Here is a 15384-nt window from a genome sequence, read left to right on the forward strand (position 1 = left end):
TCTATATATGAAATGTATACAATAAACCTGGAGCGGTCCAGTTCGAGCGTGTGCTCCCTGTTCGAAGGCTCCCCAGACTTCCTTCTTCCATGATCCCAAGTCCATCTTCAGCAGTGCCGACGCTGCGCACCGACCAGTCGGTGCGGCGCGGCCCTGCGCTGCGCTTCCTCGCCGACGGCTGCAGCGTCGAGGCCTTCGAAGGCGAGAGCGTGGCCGCGGCGCTGTTCGCGGCCGGGCGGCGCGAACTGCGGCGCAGTCCGCGCGACGGCGCGCCGCGCGGCATGTTCTGCCTCATGGGCTCGTGCCAGGAGTGCCTGGTGTGGGTCGGCAGCCGCAAGCTGCCCGCCTGCCAGGTGCCGGTGACGCCGGGCCTGGAGATCGAAACCCTCGATTTCCGGGAGCAGCGCCTTGGCTGAGGCGCAGCCCGGTGCGATCGACCTGCTGGTGATCGGGGCCGGCCCGGCCGGCGCGCGCGCGGCGCTGCGCGCGCAGGCCTGCGGCCTCGACGTGCTGCTGGTCGACGAGAACCCCGATGCGGGCGGGCAGGTGTGGCGTCCGCTGCCTGCGGGCTTCGCGCGGGCGGCCGGCGTTCGACCGTCCACCGAGGCCGTCCAGGGCGATGCCCTGCGCGCTGAACTGCGTGGCGCCGGCGTGCGCTGCCTTTTCGGCCACAAGGTCTGGAACGTGGGCAGCAGCCTTCGCACCGACCTGATCGGTCCCGATGGCGTGCGCAGCTGGCAGCCGCGCGCCTTGCTGGTCGCGACCGGCACGACCGAGCGCGTCGTTCCTTTTCCGGGCTGGACCCTGCCCGGGGTCATCGGCCTGGCGGCGGCTACCGTCCTGCTCAAGTCGCAGAACATGCTGCCCGGGCGCCGCACGCTGGTCGCCGGCAGCGGCCCGTTGCTGCTGGCCGTCGCGACCGGCATCCTCAAGGCCGGCGGCGAAGTGGCCGCGGTGCTGGACCTGGCCAGCCGCGGCGACTGGCTGCGCACCCTGCCGTCGCTGGCGGCCCGTCCCGACCTGCTCTGGCAGGGCACCCGATGGCAGGCGGCACTGCGCAGGGCCGGTGTGCCGCTGCGCTATCGACACGGCATCGCATCGGTCGAGGCGATCGGCGATGCGTTCCGGATTCGCGCGCAACCGGTCGATGCCAGTGGCACGCCCACCCCCGGCGCCGAGGCGTCGGTGTTCGAGGCCGATGCCGTGGCCGTCGGGCACGGCCTGGTGCCCGGCACCGACATCACCCGCCTGCTGCGCGCCCGCCATCGCTACAAGGCGGCGCGGGGCGGCTGGATCGCCGAGACCGACGCCGAGGGCCGCACCTCGGTGCCCGGGCTGTATGTGGCCGGCGACGGGGCCGGCATCGCCGGCGCCGCAGCCGCGGGCGCTCACGGTGAGCTGGCGGCCGCGGCCTGTGCCTACGACCTGGGCCGGCTGGCGGCCGGCGACCATGTGCGCTCGCGCGATCGCCTGCTGGCCCAATGGCGCAGGCCGGCTCGCTTCGGGCATGCGATGGCGGGCCTGATGGCCCTGCGCGCGGGTGCGGTCGCGGGCATCGCGCCCGACACCGTCGTTTGCCGCTGCGAGGACGTGACCCGTGCCGAGATCGACGCCGCGGCGCGCGATGGCGCCCGCGACTTGAATCAGCTCAAGGCCTGGACCCGCTGCGGCATGGGTCCCTGCCAGGGCCGCACCTGCGGCGACATTGCCGGGGCTCTGCTGGCCGCCCATGTCGGCGGCCGCGAAGCCGCCGGCTGCTTCACCGGCCGGGCCCCGCTGCGGCCGGTCTCGCTGGCGGAGGTGGCGGGCGACTATACCTACGCCGATATCCCGATTCCGAAGGCGGCGCCGCTATGAGCCAGACTTCGCTCTCGTCCTCGGCCTACGACGCGGTCGTGATCGGCGGCGGCGTCATGGGCTGCTCGACCGCGCTGCATCTCGCGCAGGGCGGCATGCGGGTCGCGGTGGTCGACCGCGGGCCCTTGTGCCGCGAAGCCTCCGGCGTCAATGCCGGCACGCTCACCCTGCACATGACCCGTGCCGCGCTGGTGCCCTACGCGATGCGTGCCTGGCAGATGTGGATGGACGCCGAGCAATGGCTCGGCATGGGCGTGCTCGCGACCCACGTGCCGGGCCTCACGCTGGCCTTCACCGAGGCCGAGTGCGAACTGGTCGAACTGCGCGCCAGGGCACGCCGCGAATATGGCGCGCCGATCGAGGTCATCACGCCGGCGCGGGCGCGAGAGATCGAGCCCGGCGTGCATCCGAGCCTGCTGAAGGCCGGCTACTGCGAGATCGACGGATTCGCCAGCGCCTACCTCACGGGCCGCGCTTTCCGCCATGCGCTCGCCAGGGCCGGCGTCGACGTGATCGAGAACGCGGCCGTCGAGGCGATCGATGCCGGCGATGGCGGCCACGTGCTGCGTTTCGGCGCCCACGGCGGCCGGGCGCCGTTGAGGGCGGCGCGCATCGTTCTCGCCGGCGGCGTGTGGATCGAGAACATGCTGGCCTGGCTGGGCGTGCAGATCCCGATCAAGGTGCTGATCAACCAGCTGATCGTCACCGAGCGCATCCGGCCCGTCATGCGCACCGTGCTGAGCGTCGCCAACGGCTTGCTGTCGCTGAAGCAGTTCGCCAACGGCACGGTGCTGATCGGCGGCGGCTGGCAAGGCGAGGGCGACCGCGAGCGCGGCGGCCTCGAAGCACGGCCGCAGAACCTGGTCGGCAACATGCGGCTGGCCGCCTACGCGGTGCCGGCGCTCGCCGAGGCGCGCATCGCGCGCATCTGGCTCGGCCTGGAGGCCGAAACCGCCGATGCGATGCCGATCATCGGCGACGTTCCAGGCGTGCCGCGGGCCTACGTGGTCGGCAGCGCGCATTCGGGCTACACCAGCGGCCCGTTCATGGGCCGGATCATGGCCCAGCACATCCTCGGCCAGCAGCCCGAACTGCCCCTTTTCGACCCCGCCCGCCTGCTGGGCATGCCGATGCCCGGCGCTTGACATCACTTCCCATGATTCCTCGACAACCCGACGCTTTCCAAGGCATCTATGCCGCCACCCTGTGCCCGCTGCTCGACGACGGCCGCATCGACGAGGCCACGCTGGCGCGGCACCTGGAGGCCAATGCCTTCGTGCCCGGCATGAAGGGCCTGCTGATCAACGGCCATGCCGGGGAGAACTTCTCGCTGTCGCGCGACGAAAAGCGCCGGGTGACCGAGATCGCGTTCGACGTGTGCGGCCAGCGCTCGCTGCTGGTCTGCGGCATCAACGCCGAGGACAGCGTCGAGGCGCAGCGCCATGTCGACGACGCCAAGGCCGCCGGCGCCGATGCGGTGCTGGTGTTTCCGCCGTTCTCGTGGGCGCTGTCACAGGATTCGCGCATGGCCGTGACGCACCACACGATCGCCAACGCCAACGCGCAGATGCCGCTGATGCTCTACCAGGCCGGCGTCAATGCCGGCACGATGGCCTATCGCCCCGAGGTGCTGGCCGAGCTGGCGCAGCTGCCGAACGTGGTCGGCATCAAGGAAGGCAGCTGGGAGGCTGCCGCCTACGAAGCCAACCGCAGGTTGGTGAAGCGCGTCGCGCCGCAGGTCGCGATGATGGCTTCGGGGGACGAGCACCTGCTGACCTGCTTCGCGATCGGCAGCGAGGGCAGCCTGGTGAGCCTGGCCGCGGTCGTGCCCGAGCTGGTGATCGACCTCGACCGCGCGATCCAGGGCGGCGACCTCGCCGAGGCGCGCCGCCTCAACGACCGCATCTATCCGCTCGCCAAGGCGATCTACGGGACGGCGCCCGGCGGCTACGCGACGGCGCGGCTCAAGACCTGCCTCAAGCTGCTCGGCCGATTTCCGAGCGATGCCATGCGCCCGCCGATCGGCCCGCTGCCGCGCGCGGAAGTCGCTGCATTGGAAGCCGCGCTGGCCGAGGCCGGCGTGCACGCATGAACCTCACCCGACCAGGAGCTTGCCCATGACCCGAAAACTGATCCGCAACGGCCGCATCGTCACGGCCGTCGACGACTACAAGGCCGACCTGCTGATCGACGACGGCCGCATCGTCACCATCGGCCGCGCGCTGGACGTCGGCGCCGACGTCGAGGTCATCGATGCCGCCGGCATGCTGGTGCTGCCCGGTGGCGTGGACTGCCACACGCACATGGACAACACCTTCGGCGACTCGACCACCTGCGACAGCTTCGAGTCGGGCACGCGCTCGGCGGCGTTCGGCGGCACGACCACGATCGTCGACTTCGCCTTCCAGCGCAAGGAGGTGAGCGTGCTCGAGGCCATCGAGCGGGCCCGCGCCAAGGGGGCCGACGGCGCCTGCATCGACTACGGCTTCCACGTCATCGTGACCGGCGTCGACGAGCAGACGCTGGTCGACATGCAGCATGCGATACGGCACGAGGGCGTGTCGAGCTTCAAGATGTTCATGGCCTATCCGGGGTCGGTGATGGTCGACGACGCGGCCATCTTCCAGGCCATGCGGATGGTGGGCCAGCATGGCGGCATGATCGCGCTGCATGCCGAGAACGGCACCATCATCGAGCTCCTCATCCAGGAGGCGCTGGCGCAGGGCCACACGGCGCCCAAGTACCACGCGCTGACGCGGCCGGCGATCATGGAAGGCGAGGCCACGCACCGCGGCATCAAGCTGGCCGAGCTCGCGGATGCGCCCGTGTACTTCGTCCACCTCTCCGCCAAGGAAGCCCTCAAGCACGTGATCGAGGCCCGCGACATGGGCGTGCCGGTGTTTGCCGAGACCTGCCCGCACTACCTGTTCTTCGACGACAGCGCCTACGACAGCGAGGACTTCGACCTGGCGCGCTACGTGATGAGCCCGCCGCTGCGATCGAAAGAGTCGCAGCAGGCGCTGTGGACCGCGCTGCGCACCGACGACCTGCAGCTGGTGTCGACCGACCATTGCCCGTTCTGCATGAAGGAAGGGCACCTGGGGCGCGTCAACCAGAAGCCCTACGGGCGCAACGATTTCTCGAAGATTCCCAACGGCGTGCCGGGCGTCGAGACGCGCATGGCCACCCTCTACGATGGTGGCGTGCGCGCCGGCCGCATCTCGCTCAACCGCTTCGTCGAGCTGACTTCCACGGCGCCCGCCAAGCTGTTCGGCCTGTTTCCGCAGAAGGGCACCATCGCGGTGGGCAGCGATGCCGACCTGGTGCTCTTCGACCCGGATGCGCAGCACGTCATCTCGGCCACGACGCAGCACGGCAATTGCGACTTCACGCTGTTCGAGGGCAAGGGCGTCACGGGGCGGGTCGACAAGGTGCTGCTGCGCGGCGAACTGATCGTCGACGGCGACCGATGGCTCGGCAAGACCGGCAGCGGCCGCTACGTGGCGCGCGGCGAATCGGGCGGCTGGTAGCCTGGCGGCCATGCCCAGTTACGACTTTGCCTGCGAGCGCTGCGGCCCTTTTGTCGCGCGGCGGGCCCTGGCCCAGTTCGACCAGCCGGCGCCGTGCCCGGCATGCGGGGCACAGTCACGGCGTGCGCTCACGGTTCCCGCTTCGGGGCCAACGCGCCGTCGCGCCGCACCGGCCGAGGATGCGGGCTACCGGCGGCTGGCCCACGGCGGCGCCTGCCCTTGCTGCCCGTAGCCGACCCGGAACTCAACTGGCAGGGATCTCGACCGCAGGCTGCGGCGCCGGCGCGCGGCTCAGCGCCGCCAGCGCCTCCCCATCCGTGCGGTAGCTGAACAGCAGCGGCCCCGGCGCCAGCAGCCCGGCGCGTTCGAGCACCTGCTGCGCCGGCAGCTTCAGGCCCGAGATGTGCAGCCGAACGCCCTGCGACTCCAGCAGCCGGCGGATGCTGCCGAACACCTCGGCTCCGGTGATGTCGATCCGGTTGATCGGGTAGGCGAACAGGCAGACGTCGGTCAGCCCGCGCCGCTGGGCCAGCGCCACCGTGATGGCGCGCTCCAGCGTGCTGGCCGATGCGAAGTCGAGTTCGGCGTCCATGCGCAGCGCGTACAGGTCGGGCGCCAGTGGCGGCAGGTGCCACAGGTGGCGGTCGCGCAGGCTGCCGTCCGGGTGCAGGCCGACCTCGATGATGCGCGGGTGCAGGTGGCGGTACATGTAGTGCGCCAGCGCCGCCAGCAGGCCGCCCAGCACGCCCCAGTAGATCGACGGCGCGGTGGCGATGGTCAGCACGAAGGTACCGAGCGCGATCGCCGCCTCGATGCGCGAAATCCGCCACAGCGCCACGAAGGCCGAAGGCCGCAGCAGGCCGATGGTGGCGGTGGCCACGATCGCGGCCAGCACCGCCTGCGGCACGTGGTAGAGCAGCGGCATGGCCCACAGCAGCGCGGCCGCCACCACCGCGACGCTGAACAGCGTCGCCCACTGGGTCTTGGCGCCGGCGTACAGCGTGATCGCCGAGCGCGAGAACGAGGAGCTGGTCGGGAACGACCCGGTCAGGCCCGATGCGATCTTGCCCAGCCCCTGGCCGATCAGGTCCTGGTTCTCGTTCCAGAGCTTGCCGGCGCGGGCGTTGTCGACCTTGGCGCTCGATGCGGTTTCGAGAAAGCTCACCAGCGTGATCAGGAAGGCCGGCAGCAGCAGGTTGCCGAGCTCGTTGACCGACAGGCCACCGGGCCAGTAGAAGTGCGGCAGGCCCGCGGGCAGCTTGCCGATCACCGCGCCGCCGTTCAGCGCATAGCCGACCGCGGCGCTGATCGCCGCGGCGGCCGCGACCAGCGCCATGGTGGTCGGGAACTTGGGCGCCACCCGCTTGCCGAGCCACAGCATCGCCATGCCGCCGAGCCCGAAGGCGATCGCGACCAGGTCGGGCAGCGGACCGTGCATCAGCTGGGCCACCGAGCGGCCGGTGTAGCCCAGCAGGGCCGGCAGCTGCGACAGCGTGATCAGCACCGCCGCGCCCTGCGTGAAGCCCATCAGCACCGGCGAATTGACCATCCGCAGCAGCCAGCCGAAGCGGGCCGCGCCCAGCGTGATCTGCATCAGTCCCGACAGCAGCGTGAGCCAGACCGCGTAGGCCACCCATTCGGTGCTGCCCGGAATCGCCAGCGGCGCCAGCGAGGCGCCGACCAGCAGGCTGGTCAGCGCCGTGGGGCCGACCGAGAGCCGGGCCGACGAGCTGAACAGCAGCGCGATCAGCGCCGGCAGCAGCGCGGCGTAGACGCCGGTCACCAGCGGCATGCCCGCCAGCGCCGCGTACGCCACGCCCTGCGGGATGACCATCAGCGCAACGGTGACGCCGGCCGCGGCCTCGTTGACGAGCAGGGCCCGGTCGGGGCGTGGCCAGGTCAGGAAAGGGAACCAGCGCTCGAGCTGGTCGCGGGTCAGGGCCATGCGCGGTGTCCGCGGGTTGTTGGGGAATGCACTCGCCGATGATACGAAAGCGTCAAGGTAGATTCGCCGCATGACCGAACTGCGATCTCTTTTCGACGCCCAGCACCGGGCCAGCCGCGAAGTCGGCGACCTGCCGGTCGCCGAGCGGCGCGACCGTGTGCGGCGGGTGCAGCGCCTGCTCGACCAGCACGGGGGCGCGATCACGGCCGCGGTCGAGGCCGACTTCGGCGTCCGTTCCGCGGCGCTCACCGAGGTGGCCGACCTGCTGGTGCTGCGCAACCTGCTCGGCCAACTGGTGCGGCGCCTCGAAGCCTGGAGCCGGCCGGTGCGCGTGCCCACGCCGCTGCAGCTCCAGCCCGCCCGGGCCTGGATCCAGCGCCAGCCGCTGGGCGTGGTCGGCGTGATCTCGCCCTGGAACTATCCCCTGCAGCTTTCGCTCGGCCCGGCGGCGACCGCGCTGGCTGCGGGCAACCGCGTGATGCTCAAGCCCAGCGAACTGACGCCGCGCACCTCGGCCCTGCTGGCCGACCTGGTGGCGAAGGCCTATGCGCCGGAGGAATTCACGGTGGTGCAGGGCGATGCCGGCGTCGCGGCGCAGTTCGCGGCCTTGCCCTTCGACCACCTGTTCTTCACCGGCTCGACCGCGGTCGGCCGCAAGGTGGCGCAGGCCGCGGCGGCCAACCTGACGCCGACCACGCTCGAGCTGGGCGGCAAGTCGCCCTGCATCGTCGATGCCTCGGCCGACCTCGACGAGGCGGCGCTGCGCATCGCGCACGGCAAGCTGCTCAACGCCGGCCAGACCTGCATCGCGCCGGACTACGTGCTGCTGCCGCGCGGCCGCGAGGACGCCTTCGCGGCCGCCTGGCAGCGCGCGGTGGCGCGGCTGTTTCCGCGCTTCGACGGCAATCCCGACTACGCATCGATCCTGGGCGAAGGCCATCTGGCGCGCTTGCGCGCGCTGCTCCAGGAGGCGAAGGACAGCGGCGCCCGCATCGAGCAGGCCGCCGTCGCCGCGGCACCCGGCTCGCGCCAGCTGGCGCCGGCGCTGGTGATCGGTCCGGACGCCGGGTCGCGGCTGCTTCGGGAGGAGATCTTCGGCCCCATCCTGCCCGTGCTGCCCTGCGACGACAGCGACGAGGCGATCCGCTACATCAACGCCCGTCCGCGGCCCCTGGCGCTCTACTGGTTCGGCACCGACACGGCCGCCCGCGACCGCGTGCTGGCGCGCACCGTGAGCGGCGGTGTGACGGTCAACGACACGCTGATGCACATCGTGCACGACCACCTGCCGTTCGGCGGCGTTGGCGAGAGCGGCTGGGGGTCTTACCACGGCGAGGACGGCTTCTTGCGCTTCACCCAGCAGAAGGCGGTGCTGGTGCAGTCGCGCTGGTCGGCCGGCGCCATGATCTACCCGCCTTATGGCGACAAGTTCCGCCGCATGATGAAGCTGCTGCGGCTGCTCGGATGAGGCCGGGCGTCAGCCGCGCTTCTTGTGCTGGAAGGCGGTCGGCGACTGCCCGGTGGCGGCCTTGAACATCGCGCAGAAGGCGCTGTCGGTGGCGTAGCCGCTGGCCGAGGCCACCAGGCTCACCGCCATGCCGCGCGCCAGCAGCGGCAGCGCATGGGCCAGCACCGCCTGCTGGCGCCACTGCTGCCAGCTCATGCCGAGCTGGTCGCGAAACAGCCGCGCCACGGTGCGTTCGCTGGCGCCGATCTGCTGCGCCCGCTCGGCCAGCGTGGCCCGGTTGGCCGGATTGCGAAGCAGCGCCTCGCACAACTGCCGCAGGCGCTTGTCGATGGGCAAGGGCACGTCGATGCGGATCTGGGTGGCGCGCTCGAGTTCGTCGACCAGCAGCGGCGCGATCCAGCGCTCGCGCTGGGCGGCGTGCGGATCGGCCGGCGGCAGGCCGTCGGGCGTGGTGTCCAGCGCCAGCATCAGCGCGCGCAGCAGCGGGCTGATCTCGAGCACCTCGCAGCGTTCCCAGGCCGGGCCGAGCCAGCTGTGGAGGTAGACCGTGCGCAGCTCGGCATCCTCGATCAGCGAGATGCTGTGCGGCATGTCGGCCGGCACCCAGAGGGCGCGCGAGGGCGGCACGATGTAGCTGCCGTCCTCGGTGCTCAGGCGGATCACGCCCCGGGTCGAGAAGGTCAGCTGCGGCCAGGGATGCTGGTGCAGCTCGACCTGCGTGTCGGCATTGAGGAAATGCTCCTTGGCCCGCAACGGACGCAACGCATCGGGTGCATAGAGATGCGGCGTGAGCGGCCCGACGCTGTTGGCCGGCGCGGAGCCGGGGGCGCGTTCGGTCGCGGAAGGGACGGCGAGGGGCGGCATGAATTCGACAAATCTTGTCTCTGTATCGCCATTCTGCCGCTCCGACCCGGCTTAGGATCGACCCCCGAGCCAGTTTCTTGTAGCAATCCATGTCTTCCGCCTCCCATTCCCCTGCCGCGCCCACCGTGGGTTCCGACGTCAAGCTGATCGGTCTGGTCGGCCTGGCGCATGCCGTCAGCCACTTCAGCCAGCTGCTGCTGGCGCCGCTGTTCCCGTGGCTGAAGGACGCCTTCAACGTCAGCTACACCGAGCTCGGCGCGGTGCTGACCGCCTTCTTCGTCGTCTCCTGCGTGGTGCAGGCCGCTTCGGGCTTCATCGTCGACAAGCTCGGCCCGCGGCCGGTGCTGTTCGTCGGGCTGGGCCTGCTGGGGCTGGCGGCTTTCGGCTACGCCCTGGCGCAGAGCTACTGGATGCTGCTCGGCGCGGCGATCGTGGCCGGGGTCGGCAACGGCGTGTTCCACCCGGTTGACTACACCCTGTTCAACCGCAAGGTGGCGCCGACCCGCCTGGGCCATGCCTACAGCGTGCACGGCATCACGGGCAGCCTGGGCTGGGCGCTGGCGCCGGCCATGATGGTGCCGCTGGCGATGGCCTTCGGCTGGCGCGTCGCGCTGGCGGCGGGCGGCGGCGTGGCGGTGGTGGTGCTGCTGGTGCTGTGGCTCCACCGCCGCGTGCTGTCGCTCGACGTCAAGGCGGTGCAGCACGCGACCGGCACGGCCGGCCCGGCGGCTGCGGGCGGCGAGTTCGCCTTCCTGAAGATCCCGGCGGTCTGGATGTGCTTCGGTTTCTTCTTCTTCTATGCCATGGCGCTGAGCGTGGTGCAGACCTTCGCGCCGTCCGCGGCCGGGCGGCTGCACGACGTGCCGGTGACGTTGATCGCGATGTGCCTGACGATCTACATGGTCGCCAGCGCAGCCGGCATGGTGGTGGGCGGCTTCCTGGCCTCGGACCCGACGCGCTGCGAGCGCATCGTCGGCGGCGGCTTCGGCGTGGCGGCGGGCCTCGCGCTGGTGCTGGCCCTGGCCGACTTCGCGCCGGTGCTGGTGCCGGTGATGTTCGGCGCCATGGGCTTCGCCTCGGGCATCGCCGGGCCGTCGCGCGACCTGCTGGTCAAGCGCTCGACCCCGGCCAATGCCACGGGCCGCGTCTACGGCGTGGTCTACGCCGGGCTCGACATCGGCCAGGCGGTGGCGCCGCTGATCTTCGGCCGGCTCATGGACCACGGCCAGTACGCCAGCGTGATCGTCGGGCTGGCGGTGGTGCAGGGCGTGCTGATCGCCAGCGCCTTCAATGTCCGCCGCGTGCGGCGCGAGGCGCTGGTGCCGGCCTCGGCCTGACTCAGGCGGCGATCAGCGCGTCGACCCGGCGCAGGCCTTCGATGGTCTTGACGCAGGCCTCGGCCGCCTCGGTGCCCTTGATCGCGAAATGCCGGTGGAAGTACTTGCGGTGCTCCACGTGCTCGTGGAAGTGGTGCGGCGTCAGCACCGCCGACAGCACCGGCACGCCGGTCTCGAGCTGCACCTTCATCAGCGAATCGACGACCGTGGCGGCCACGAAGTCGTGGCGGTAGATGCCGCCATCCACCACCAGCGCGCAGCCGACGATCGCGGCATAGCGGCCCGAGCCGGCCAGGCGCTTGGCGTGCAGCGGGATCTCGAAGGCGCCGGGGACGTCGAAGACGTCGATGGTGTCGACCGGCACGCCGAGGCGCTTCATCTCGGCCAGGAAGGCGTCGCGCGCCTGGTGGACGATGTCCGAATGCCACTGCGCCTGCACGAAGGCGATGCGCTGGCCGCGCGGTGCATCGGCGGCAGGAATGGCGGAGAGGGGAAGGTCGTTGATCTGACTCATGGTTTGCCTTTGCAAGGATGGCCTGAATCAGGGCGCACGAACCCGCGGGAGGACCGGCACGCGAACGCGCCGACCCGGCCACGGGGTCGCGCTCTCTTTCATCCGGACTGTGACCGTCGGCCCCGGGATCGCACCGGGTCTGCTGACCCTGCGGCGACTGGCGTCGCCGCAGGCGCTCGCGGGCTCGTGCAGCCTGGGCTGCCATCACCGCCGGTGGGGAATTTCACCCCGCCCTGAGAACGCTTGCCTCGACGGGTGTCGAGGCAGCCCGGATTCTAGGCAACTCGGCCGCCTTTCGCTGTCGCCCACGAGCCAAATCCCCATGGCGACGCAGGGCCGCGCCGCGCCGCTTCAGCGGACGGCCAGGAATTGCGCCAGGCGCTGCAGCTCGTCGTCGAGCGCGGCACGGAACGCGGCGCCCTGCGGCCTGTCTGCGGCGTAGCCGAAGGTCGGTTGCAGCCGGCCGTCGCGGGCCGGGACGTTGGCCCAGCCGACCACCTGGTCCCGCCACAGCATCGGCAGGGCGTAGTAGCCGAACTGCCGCTTCTCGGCCGGCGTGTAGGCCTCGAACTTGTACGTCCAGCCCCACAGCAGCGCGAAGCGGCGGCGGTCCCAGACCACCGGATCGAAGGGTGCGAGCAGGCGCAGTCCGTCGTCGGTCGCGTGGCGCTGCGAGCGCGGGTTCTCGTCAGCCGGCCAGTACCAGGTCGTGCCGTCGATGCGGCAGCTGGCGAGCCGCTCGCGCGCCAGCGCCAGCGCAGCTTGCGTCTGGGCCGACAGATGCGGTGCGCCGTAGCCGAGCAGGCGCACCAGGTAGGTGAGGCTCGCGGCCGGCAGCGGCGCGTACTTGCGCACGATCAGGTCGATCAGCGCGGCGGCGCGCTGGGCGCGGCCGGCCGGGCTGTCGTCGGCGGGCGGGTGCGTCACCGCCTCGTAGATGCGGGTGCCGCTGTCGCGCCGCTGGACCCGCAGCAGGCCGCGGTAGTGCATGTCGTCGAGCAGGTGCGTGCTGGCATTGCTGGAGCCGCCCCAGTAGTTCTTCATGCGGCCGTGCGCGAATTGCAGCTCGACCGCGCGCGGATGCACCGGCCCGCGCTCGCGCACGAAGGCCAGCACTTCGGCCGCCTTGCGCCGGGTCTCGGCGTCCCAGGGGCGGGCGGCCTCGCGCGGGTGCATCAGCGCCAGGTGCTCGCGCGGCAGGAAGCCGTAGTTCACCAGGCAGTCCTCCTCGACCGCGAGCCGCGCGTAGCGCCCTTCGAGGTCGCCGGCGCGATAGTCCCTGACGCGATGGCGCAAGGTCAGGTCCTGCGCCCGCGCGGGGGCGCGGATCGGGTCGGCCTGCACGAAGCCCAGGCGCCGGATCGCGGCCGGCAGCGTGGTGGGCGTGAAGAGGGTGCGCGCCACCGCGTAGCAGCGCAGGTGGTCGAGACTGGGGTCGATGGGCATGTCAGCCGAGCAGCGGGATGCCGGTGAGCCATCCGTGGACCTTGAACAGGAAGGCGGCATACACGCCCAAGCCGCCGACCACCACGACGATGTCGTTCACGGGGCTTGGCGGTGCACCGGGCACGCTGCGCGGCACTGCGCGGCGCTTGACCGAAATGCGGTCGGCCACCGCCCATGCGAGAAAGGCGCCGAAAAGGAGCACGTCGGCCAGGTTGCCATTGGCCAGCAGGTGCGCGGTGGCCCAGAGCTTGACGGCCAGCAGCATGGGGTGCCGGGCCGCGCGCTGAATGCGCCCGGGCAGGTAGGCGGCGAACAGCAATGGAAACACCGGCAGCATCAGCAGCAGCGCGAGATGCCGCAACCCGGTCGGCGGTGTATAGAGCACCACCGGGGCCAGGCGGGCCAGGCCGTAGCCATGGATGAGCAGCAGCAGGCCGGCCAGCGAGGCCAAGGCGTACATGCCCTTCCAGGCCCGCTCGCCACGTCGTGCCACCTGGGCATCGCGCCAGGCGGGCGCGACGATCGACACGGAGTGGATGCCGAGGAACAGGATGAGGCCGAGGACGAGCAGGGACATGGCGAAGACTCCGGATGGCGGCGGGAAGACGATGGCGTGTCTTTTACCCTTTGTCCAGGCCAAGGATGGCGAGCGCCGTCAAAGGCCGGGCACGCGACTCGGCGTGCGATGGCCGATTCGGACGTTTCCGAGGCTTCGCATCGGGGCGACGCGTCTACCATCTGGCTGCGCATCTTTTCGACGCCTGTAGACAGTTCTACGTCGGCCGCATCGCGTCCGCCGAATGAATCGCCCCATGTACATCTCCAAGCACCACGAACTCCCCGGCGCCCCTGTCGCCCACGACTTGATCGAGGCCCATCCGCTGGGCGCCTGGGTCATGCCGGGCGACGACGGACTGGTCGCCAACCATGTGCCGTTTCTTCTGGACCGGTCGCGCGGCAGGCTCGGGACGCTGCTGGGCCATGTCTCGCGCGCGAACCCGGTGTGGCGGAAACTCCCCGCTGCCCGGGCATCGATCGTCATGTTCCAGGGACCTCAGGCCTATATCACGCCGGCCTGGTATCCGGGCAAGCGCGAGCACGGAAAGGTTGTCCCGACCTGGAACTACGAGGTCGCCCACGTCCATGGTGTCGCACGGGCCATCCACGACGAGGGTTGGTTGCGCGATCTGCTGGCGCGGCTCACGGCCGACAACGAGGCGGCACAGCCCACGCCGTGGACGATGGCGGACGCACCGAGCGATTTCATCGACAAGCTTCTGCGCGCCGTCGTCGGCATCGAGATTCCGATCGACGATCTCGTCGGCAAGCGCAAGGCAAGTCAGGACGAGGAACTGCGAGACCGGTGGGGCACAGTGGAAGGCCTGACGGCCGAAGGCGGCGACAACGCACTGGCGATGGCGTCGCTGGTGCGCAACGCCATTGGCCGGTCCGAGGGCGGCTGACCATGCCCGCGCGACCACCGCTGCCGACGCACCTGTGGGTGCTCGCCGCGCTCTACGGCGTCGCCAGCCTGGCGCATTTCACCCACAACGCCGAGTTCATCGCCTTCTATCCCAACCTGCCGCAGGGGCTCACGCGGGCGCATGTGTACCTCGCATGGCTGGCGATCACCAGCCTCGGCGTGGGCGGGCTGCTCCTCGCCTGGCAGGGCCCTCGAGTCTTGGGATGGGTCCTGATCGCTGCGTACGGCGCCATGGGCCTGGACGGCCTGGCGCACTACACGCTGGCGCTGTGTTCGGCGCACTCGCTCGCGGCCAACGCCACCATCGCAGCCGAGGCCGCGAGTGGCCTGGCCCTGATGCTAGCGGCGTTGCTGCAGGCAAGGAAGGCATGGAGATGCCGCTGATCGATGACTTCCTGCCGGCTTTTCAGTTCCGCGAGCGCCACGCGTTGATCACCCGCGCGACGCCCAAGGCGCTGCTGAACGCCGTGCTTCTCCCGGGCGTGGCCGAAGACCCTTTGGCGCGGTTCTTCATCCGCCTGCGCGAGGCGCCGGACCGGCTGCTCGGCGCCCGCAGCGGCCTGGCCGGGCGCCGCGGCTTCGGCATCGAGGACTTCATGATCCTGGGCCGCGACGCCGACCGCGAACTCGCCTTCGGGCTGGTGGGGCGCTTCTGGCAGCGTGACTATGGCCTCGTCGCGCTGGCCCACCCGAGGCAGCAGTTCGCCGGCTTCTCCGAACCCGGGCTGGCCAAGCTGGTGCTGAATTTCAGCACCGAGGCGCTGCCCGACGGACGCACGCGACTGACGACCGAGACCCGCGTGCATTGCGTCGACGCCAGTGCACGGCGTCGCTTCACGCCGTACTGGTGGCTGATTCGTCCGGTCAGCGGATGGATCCGGCGCCGCCTGCTGCTGCGGATCGATGATGCCGCCCTGCGGGCGCACCATCGATGAAGGCG

Annotated in this window: 16 protein-coding genes and 1 riboswitch; of the genes, 11 read left to right on the forward strand and 5 right to left on the reverse strand. The window is 70.9% G+C overall.

What is annotated here, in order from left to right; genetic code table 11:
* Positions 1 to 89 precede the first annotated feature (89 nt).
* The 6 genes from QTI33_RS17785 to QTI33_RS17810 are packed head-to-tail and all read left to right on the forward strand — an operon-like array spanning position 90 to position 5619.
* Positions 90 to 416 carry a (2Fe-2S)-binding protein gene (locus QTI33_RS17785; RefSeq protein ID WP_286507494.1) on the forward strand — a complete coding sequence of 109 codons (327 nt, stop codon included), beginning with the start codon at positions 90 to 92 and terminating at the stop codon, positions 414 to 416.
* Positions 409 to 1857: an FAD/NAD(P)-dependent oxidoreductase gene (locus QTI33_RS17790; protein WP_286507495.1), complete on the forward strand. Its 1449-nt coding sequence runs from the start codon at positions 409 to 411 to the stop codon at positions 1855 to 1857. Before QTI33_RS17785 ends, QTI33_RS17790 begins: the two co-directional genes overlap by 8 nt.
* A complete protein-coding gene (locus QTI33_RS17795) occupies positions 1854 to 3002 on the forward strand; it encodes an NAD(P)/FAD-dependent oxidoreductase (RefSeq protein ID WP_286507496.1) in 1149 nt (382 codons plus the stop codon). The genes QTI33_RS17790 and QTI33_RS17795 overlap by 4 nt, the downstream gene beginning before the upstream one ends.
* An 11-nt stretch (positions 3003 to 3013) precedes the next feature.
* Positions 3014 to 3949 (forward strand): dihydrodipicolinate synthase family protein, encoded by a 936-nt coding sequence (locus QTI33_RS17800; protein ID WP_286507497.1) that lies wholly within the window; start codon positions 3014 to 3016, stop codon positions 3947 to 3949.
* A gap of 25 nt (positions 3950 to 3974) precedes the next feature.
* On the forward strand, positions 3975 to 5387 hold the full coding sequence (gene hydA, locus QTI33_RS17805; protein WP_286507498.1) for a dihydropyrimidinase: 1413 nt from the start codon (positions 3975 to 3977) through the stop codon (positions 5385 to 5387).
* 10 nt (positions 5388 to 5397) lie between these two features.
* Positions 5398 to 5619 carry a zinc ribbon domain-containing protein gene (locus tag QTI33_RS17810; protein ID WP_286507499.1) on the forward strand — a complete coding sequence of 74 codons (222 nt, stop codon included), beginning with the start codon at positions 5398 to 5400 and terminating at the stop codon, positions 5617 to 5619.
* Positions 5620 to 5631: 12 nt separating this feature from the next.
* Here QTI33_RS17810 and QTI33_RS17815 read toward each other — a convergent pair whose 3' ends face one another.
* Positions 5632 to 7332 (reverse strand): SulP family inorganic anion transporter, encoded by a 1701-nt coding sequence (locus QTI33_RS17815; protein WP_286507500.1) that lies wholly within the window; start codon positions 7330 to 7332, stop codon positions 5632 to 5634.
* A 70-nt stretch (positions 7333 to 7402) separates the two neighbouring features.
* Here QTI33_RS17815 and QTI33_RS17820 point away from each other — a divergent pair, with 70 nt between their 5' ends.
* Positions 7403 to 8800: a coniferyl aldehyde dehydrogenase gene (locus tag QTI33_RS17820; protein WP_286507501.1), complete on the forward strand. Its 1398-nt coding sequence runs from the start codon at positions 7403 to 7405 to the stop codon at positions 8798 to 8800.
* Between the two features lie 9 nt (positions 8801 to 8809).
* On the opposite strand, the gene QTI33_RS17825 is transcribed toward QTI33_RS17820, so the two are convergent.
* Entirely contained in the window at positions 8810 to 9664 is an 855-nt protein-coding gene (locus QTI33_RS17825) for an AraC family transcriptional regulator (protein ID WP_286507502.1), read from the reverse strand.
* An 89-nt stretch (positions 9665 to 9753) separates the two neighbouring features.
* Between QTI33_RS17825 and QTI33_RS17830 the strand changes: the two genes are divergently transcribed.
* Complete coding sequence (locus tag QTI33_RS17830) at positions 9754 to 11001, forward strand: MFS transporter (protein ID WP_286507503.1); 1248 nt, start codon at positions 9754 to 9756, stop codon at positions 10999 to 11001.
* Position 11002: 1 nt separating this feature from the next.
* Here QTI33_RS17830 and QTI33_RS17835 read toward each other — a convergent pair whose 3' ends face one another.
* The 3 genes from QTI33_RS17835 to QTI33_RS17845 all read right to left on the reverse strand — a co-directional run bounded on the left by QTI33_RS17835 (position 11003) and on the right by QTI33_RS17845 (position 13538).
* A complete protein-coding gene (locus QTI33_RS17835) occupies positions 11003 to 11515 on the reverse strand; it encodes a 6,7-dimethyl-8-ribityllumazine synthase (RefSeq protein WP_286507504.1) in 513 nt (170 codons plus the stop codon).
* An 86-nt stretch (positions 11516 to 11601) separates the two neighbouring features.
* Positions 11602 to 11760: riboswitch (FMN riboswitch) on the reverse strand.
* Between the two features lie 106 nt (positions 11761 to 11866).
* Positions 11867 to 12961 (reverse strand): DNA glycosylase AlkZ-like family protein, encoded by a 1095-nt coding sequence (locus tag QTI33_RS17840; protein WP_286507505.1) that lies wholly within the window; start codon positions 12959 to 12961, stop codon positions 11867 to 11869.
* Position 12962: 1 nt separating this feature from the next.
* Positions 12963 to 13538, reverse strand: coding sequence for an NnrU family protein (locus QTI33_RS17845; protein WP_286507506.1), 576 nt, complete (start codon positions 13536 to 13538; stop codon positions 12963 to 12965).
* A 235-nt stretch (positions 13539 to 13773) separates the two neighbouring features.
* Between QTI33_RS17845 and QTI33_RS17850 the strand changes: the two genes are divergently transcribed.
* From QTI33_RS17850 to QTI33_RS17860, 3 genes are read left to right on the forward strand one after another with little or no spacing between them, the layout of a single operon-like run.
* Entirely contained in the window at positions 13774 to 14424 is a 651-nt protein-coding gene (locus tag QTI33_RS17850) for an FMN-binding negative transcriptional regulator (protein WP_286507507.1), read from the forward strand.
* A 2-nt stretch (positions 14425 to 14426) separates the two neighbouring features.
* Positions 14427 to 14828, forward strand: coding sequence for a hypothetical protein (locus QTI33_RS17855; RefSeq protein WP_286507508.1), 402 nt, complete (start codon positions 14427 to 14429; stop codon positions 14826 to 14828).
* Positions 14819 to 15379 carry a hypothetical protein gene (locus tag QTI33_RS17860; protein WP_286507509.1) on the forward strand — a complete coding sequence of 187 codons (561 nt, stop codon included), beginning with the start codon at positions 14819 to 14821 and terminating at the stop codon, positions 15377 to 15379. The genes QTI33_RS17855 and QTI33_RS17860 overlap by 10 nt, the downstream gene beginning before the upstream one ends.
* The last annotated feature ends 5 nt before the right edge of the window (positions 15380 to 15384 follow it).

The organism is Variovorax davisae (assembly GCF_030316845.1).
Lineage (GTDB): Bacteria > Pseudomonadota > Gammaproteobacteria > Burkholderiales > Burkholderiaceae_C > Variovorax > Variovorax davisae.

Coding starts and splice junctions, on each gene's coding strand:
- QTI33_RS17840 (WP_286507505.1), bottom strand. CDS start 12,961: ATGCCCATCGACCCCAGTCTCGACCACCTGCGCTGCTACGCGGTGGCG.
- QTI33_RS17795 (WP_286507496.1), top strand. CDS start 1,854: ATGAGCCAGACTTCGCTCTCGTCCTCGGCCTACGACGCGGTCGTGATC.
- hydA (WP_286507498.1), top strand. CDS start 3,975: ATGACCCGAAAACTGATCCGCAACGGCCGCATCGTCACGGCCGTCGAC.
- QTI33_RS17815 (WP_286507500.1), bottom strand. CDS start 7,332: ATGGCCCTGACCCGCGACCAGCTCGAGCGCTGGTTCCCTTTCCTGACC.
- QTI33_RS17845 (WP_286507506.1), bottom strand. CDS start 13,538: ATGTCCCTGCTCGTCCTCGGCCTCATCCTGTTCCTCGGCATCCACTCC.
- QTI33_RS17830 (WP_286507503.1), top strand. CDS start 9,754: ATGTCTTCCGCCTCCCATTCCCCTGCCGCGCCCACCGTGGGTTCCGAC.
- QTI33_RS17800 (WP_286507497.1), top strand. CDS start 3,014: ATGATTCCTCGACAACCCGACGCTTTCCAAGGCATCTATGCCGCCACC.
- QTI33_RS17850 (WP_286507507.1), top strand. CDS start 13,774: ATGTACATCTCCAAGCACCACGAACTCCCCGGCGCCCCTGTCGCCCAC.
- QTI33_RS17835 (WP_286507504.1), bottom strand. CDS start 11,515: ATGAGTCAGATCAACGACCTTCCCCTCTCCGCCATTCCTGCCGCCGAT.
- QTI33_RS17810 (WP_286507499.1), top strand. CDS start 5,398: ATGCCCAGTTACGACTTTGCCTGCGAGCGCTGCGGCCCTTTTGTCGCG.
- QTI33_RS17825 (WP_286507502.1), bottom strand. CDS start 9,664: ATGCCGCCCCTCGCCGTCCCTTCCGCGACCGAACGCGCCCCCGGCTCC.
- QTI33_RS17860 (WP_286507509.1), top strand. CDS start 14,819: ATGCCGCTGATCGATGACTTCCTGCCGGCTTTTCAGTTCCGCGAGCGC.
- QTI33_RS17820 (WP_286507501.1), top strand. CDS start 7,403: ATGACCGAACTGCGATCTCTTTTCGACGCCCAGCACCGGGCCAGCCGC.
- QTI33_RS17785 (WP_286507494.1), top strand. CDS start 90: ATGATCCCAAGTCCATCTTCAGCAGTGCCGACGCTGCGCACCGACCAG.
- QTI33_RS17855 (WP_286507508.1), top strand. CDS start 14,427: ATGCCCGCGCGACCACCGCTGCCGACGCACCTGTGGGTGCTCGCCGCG.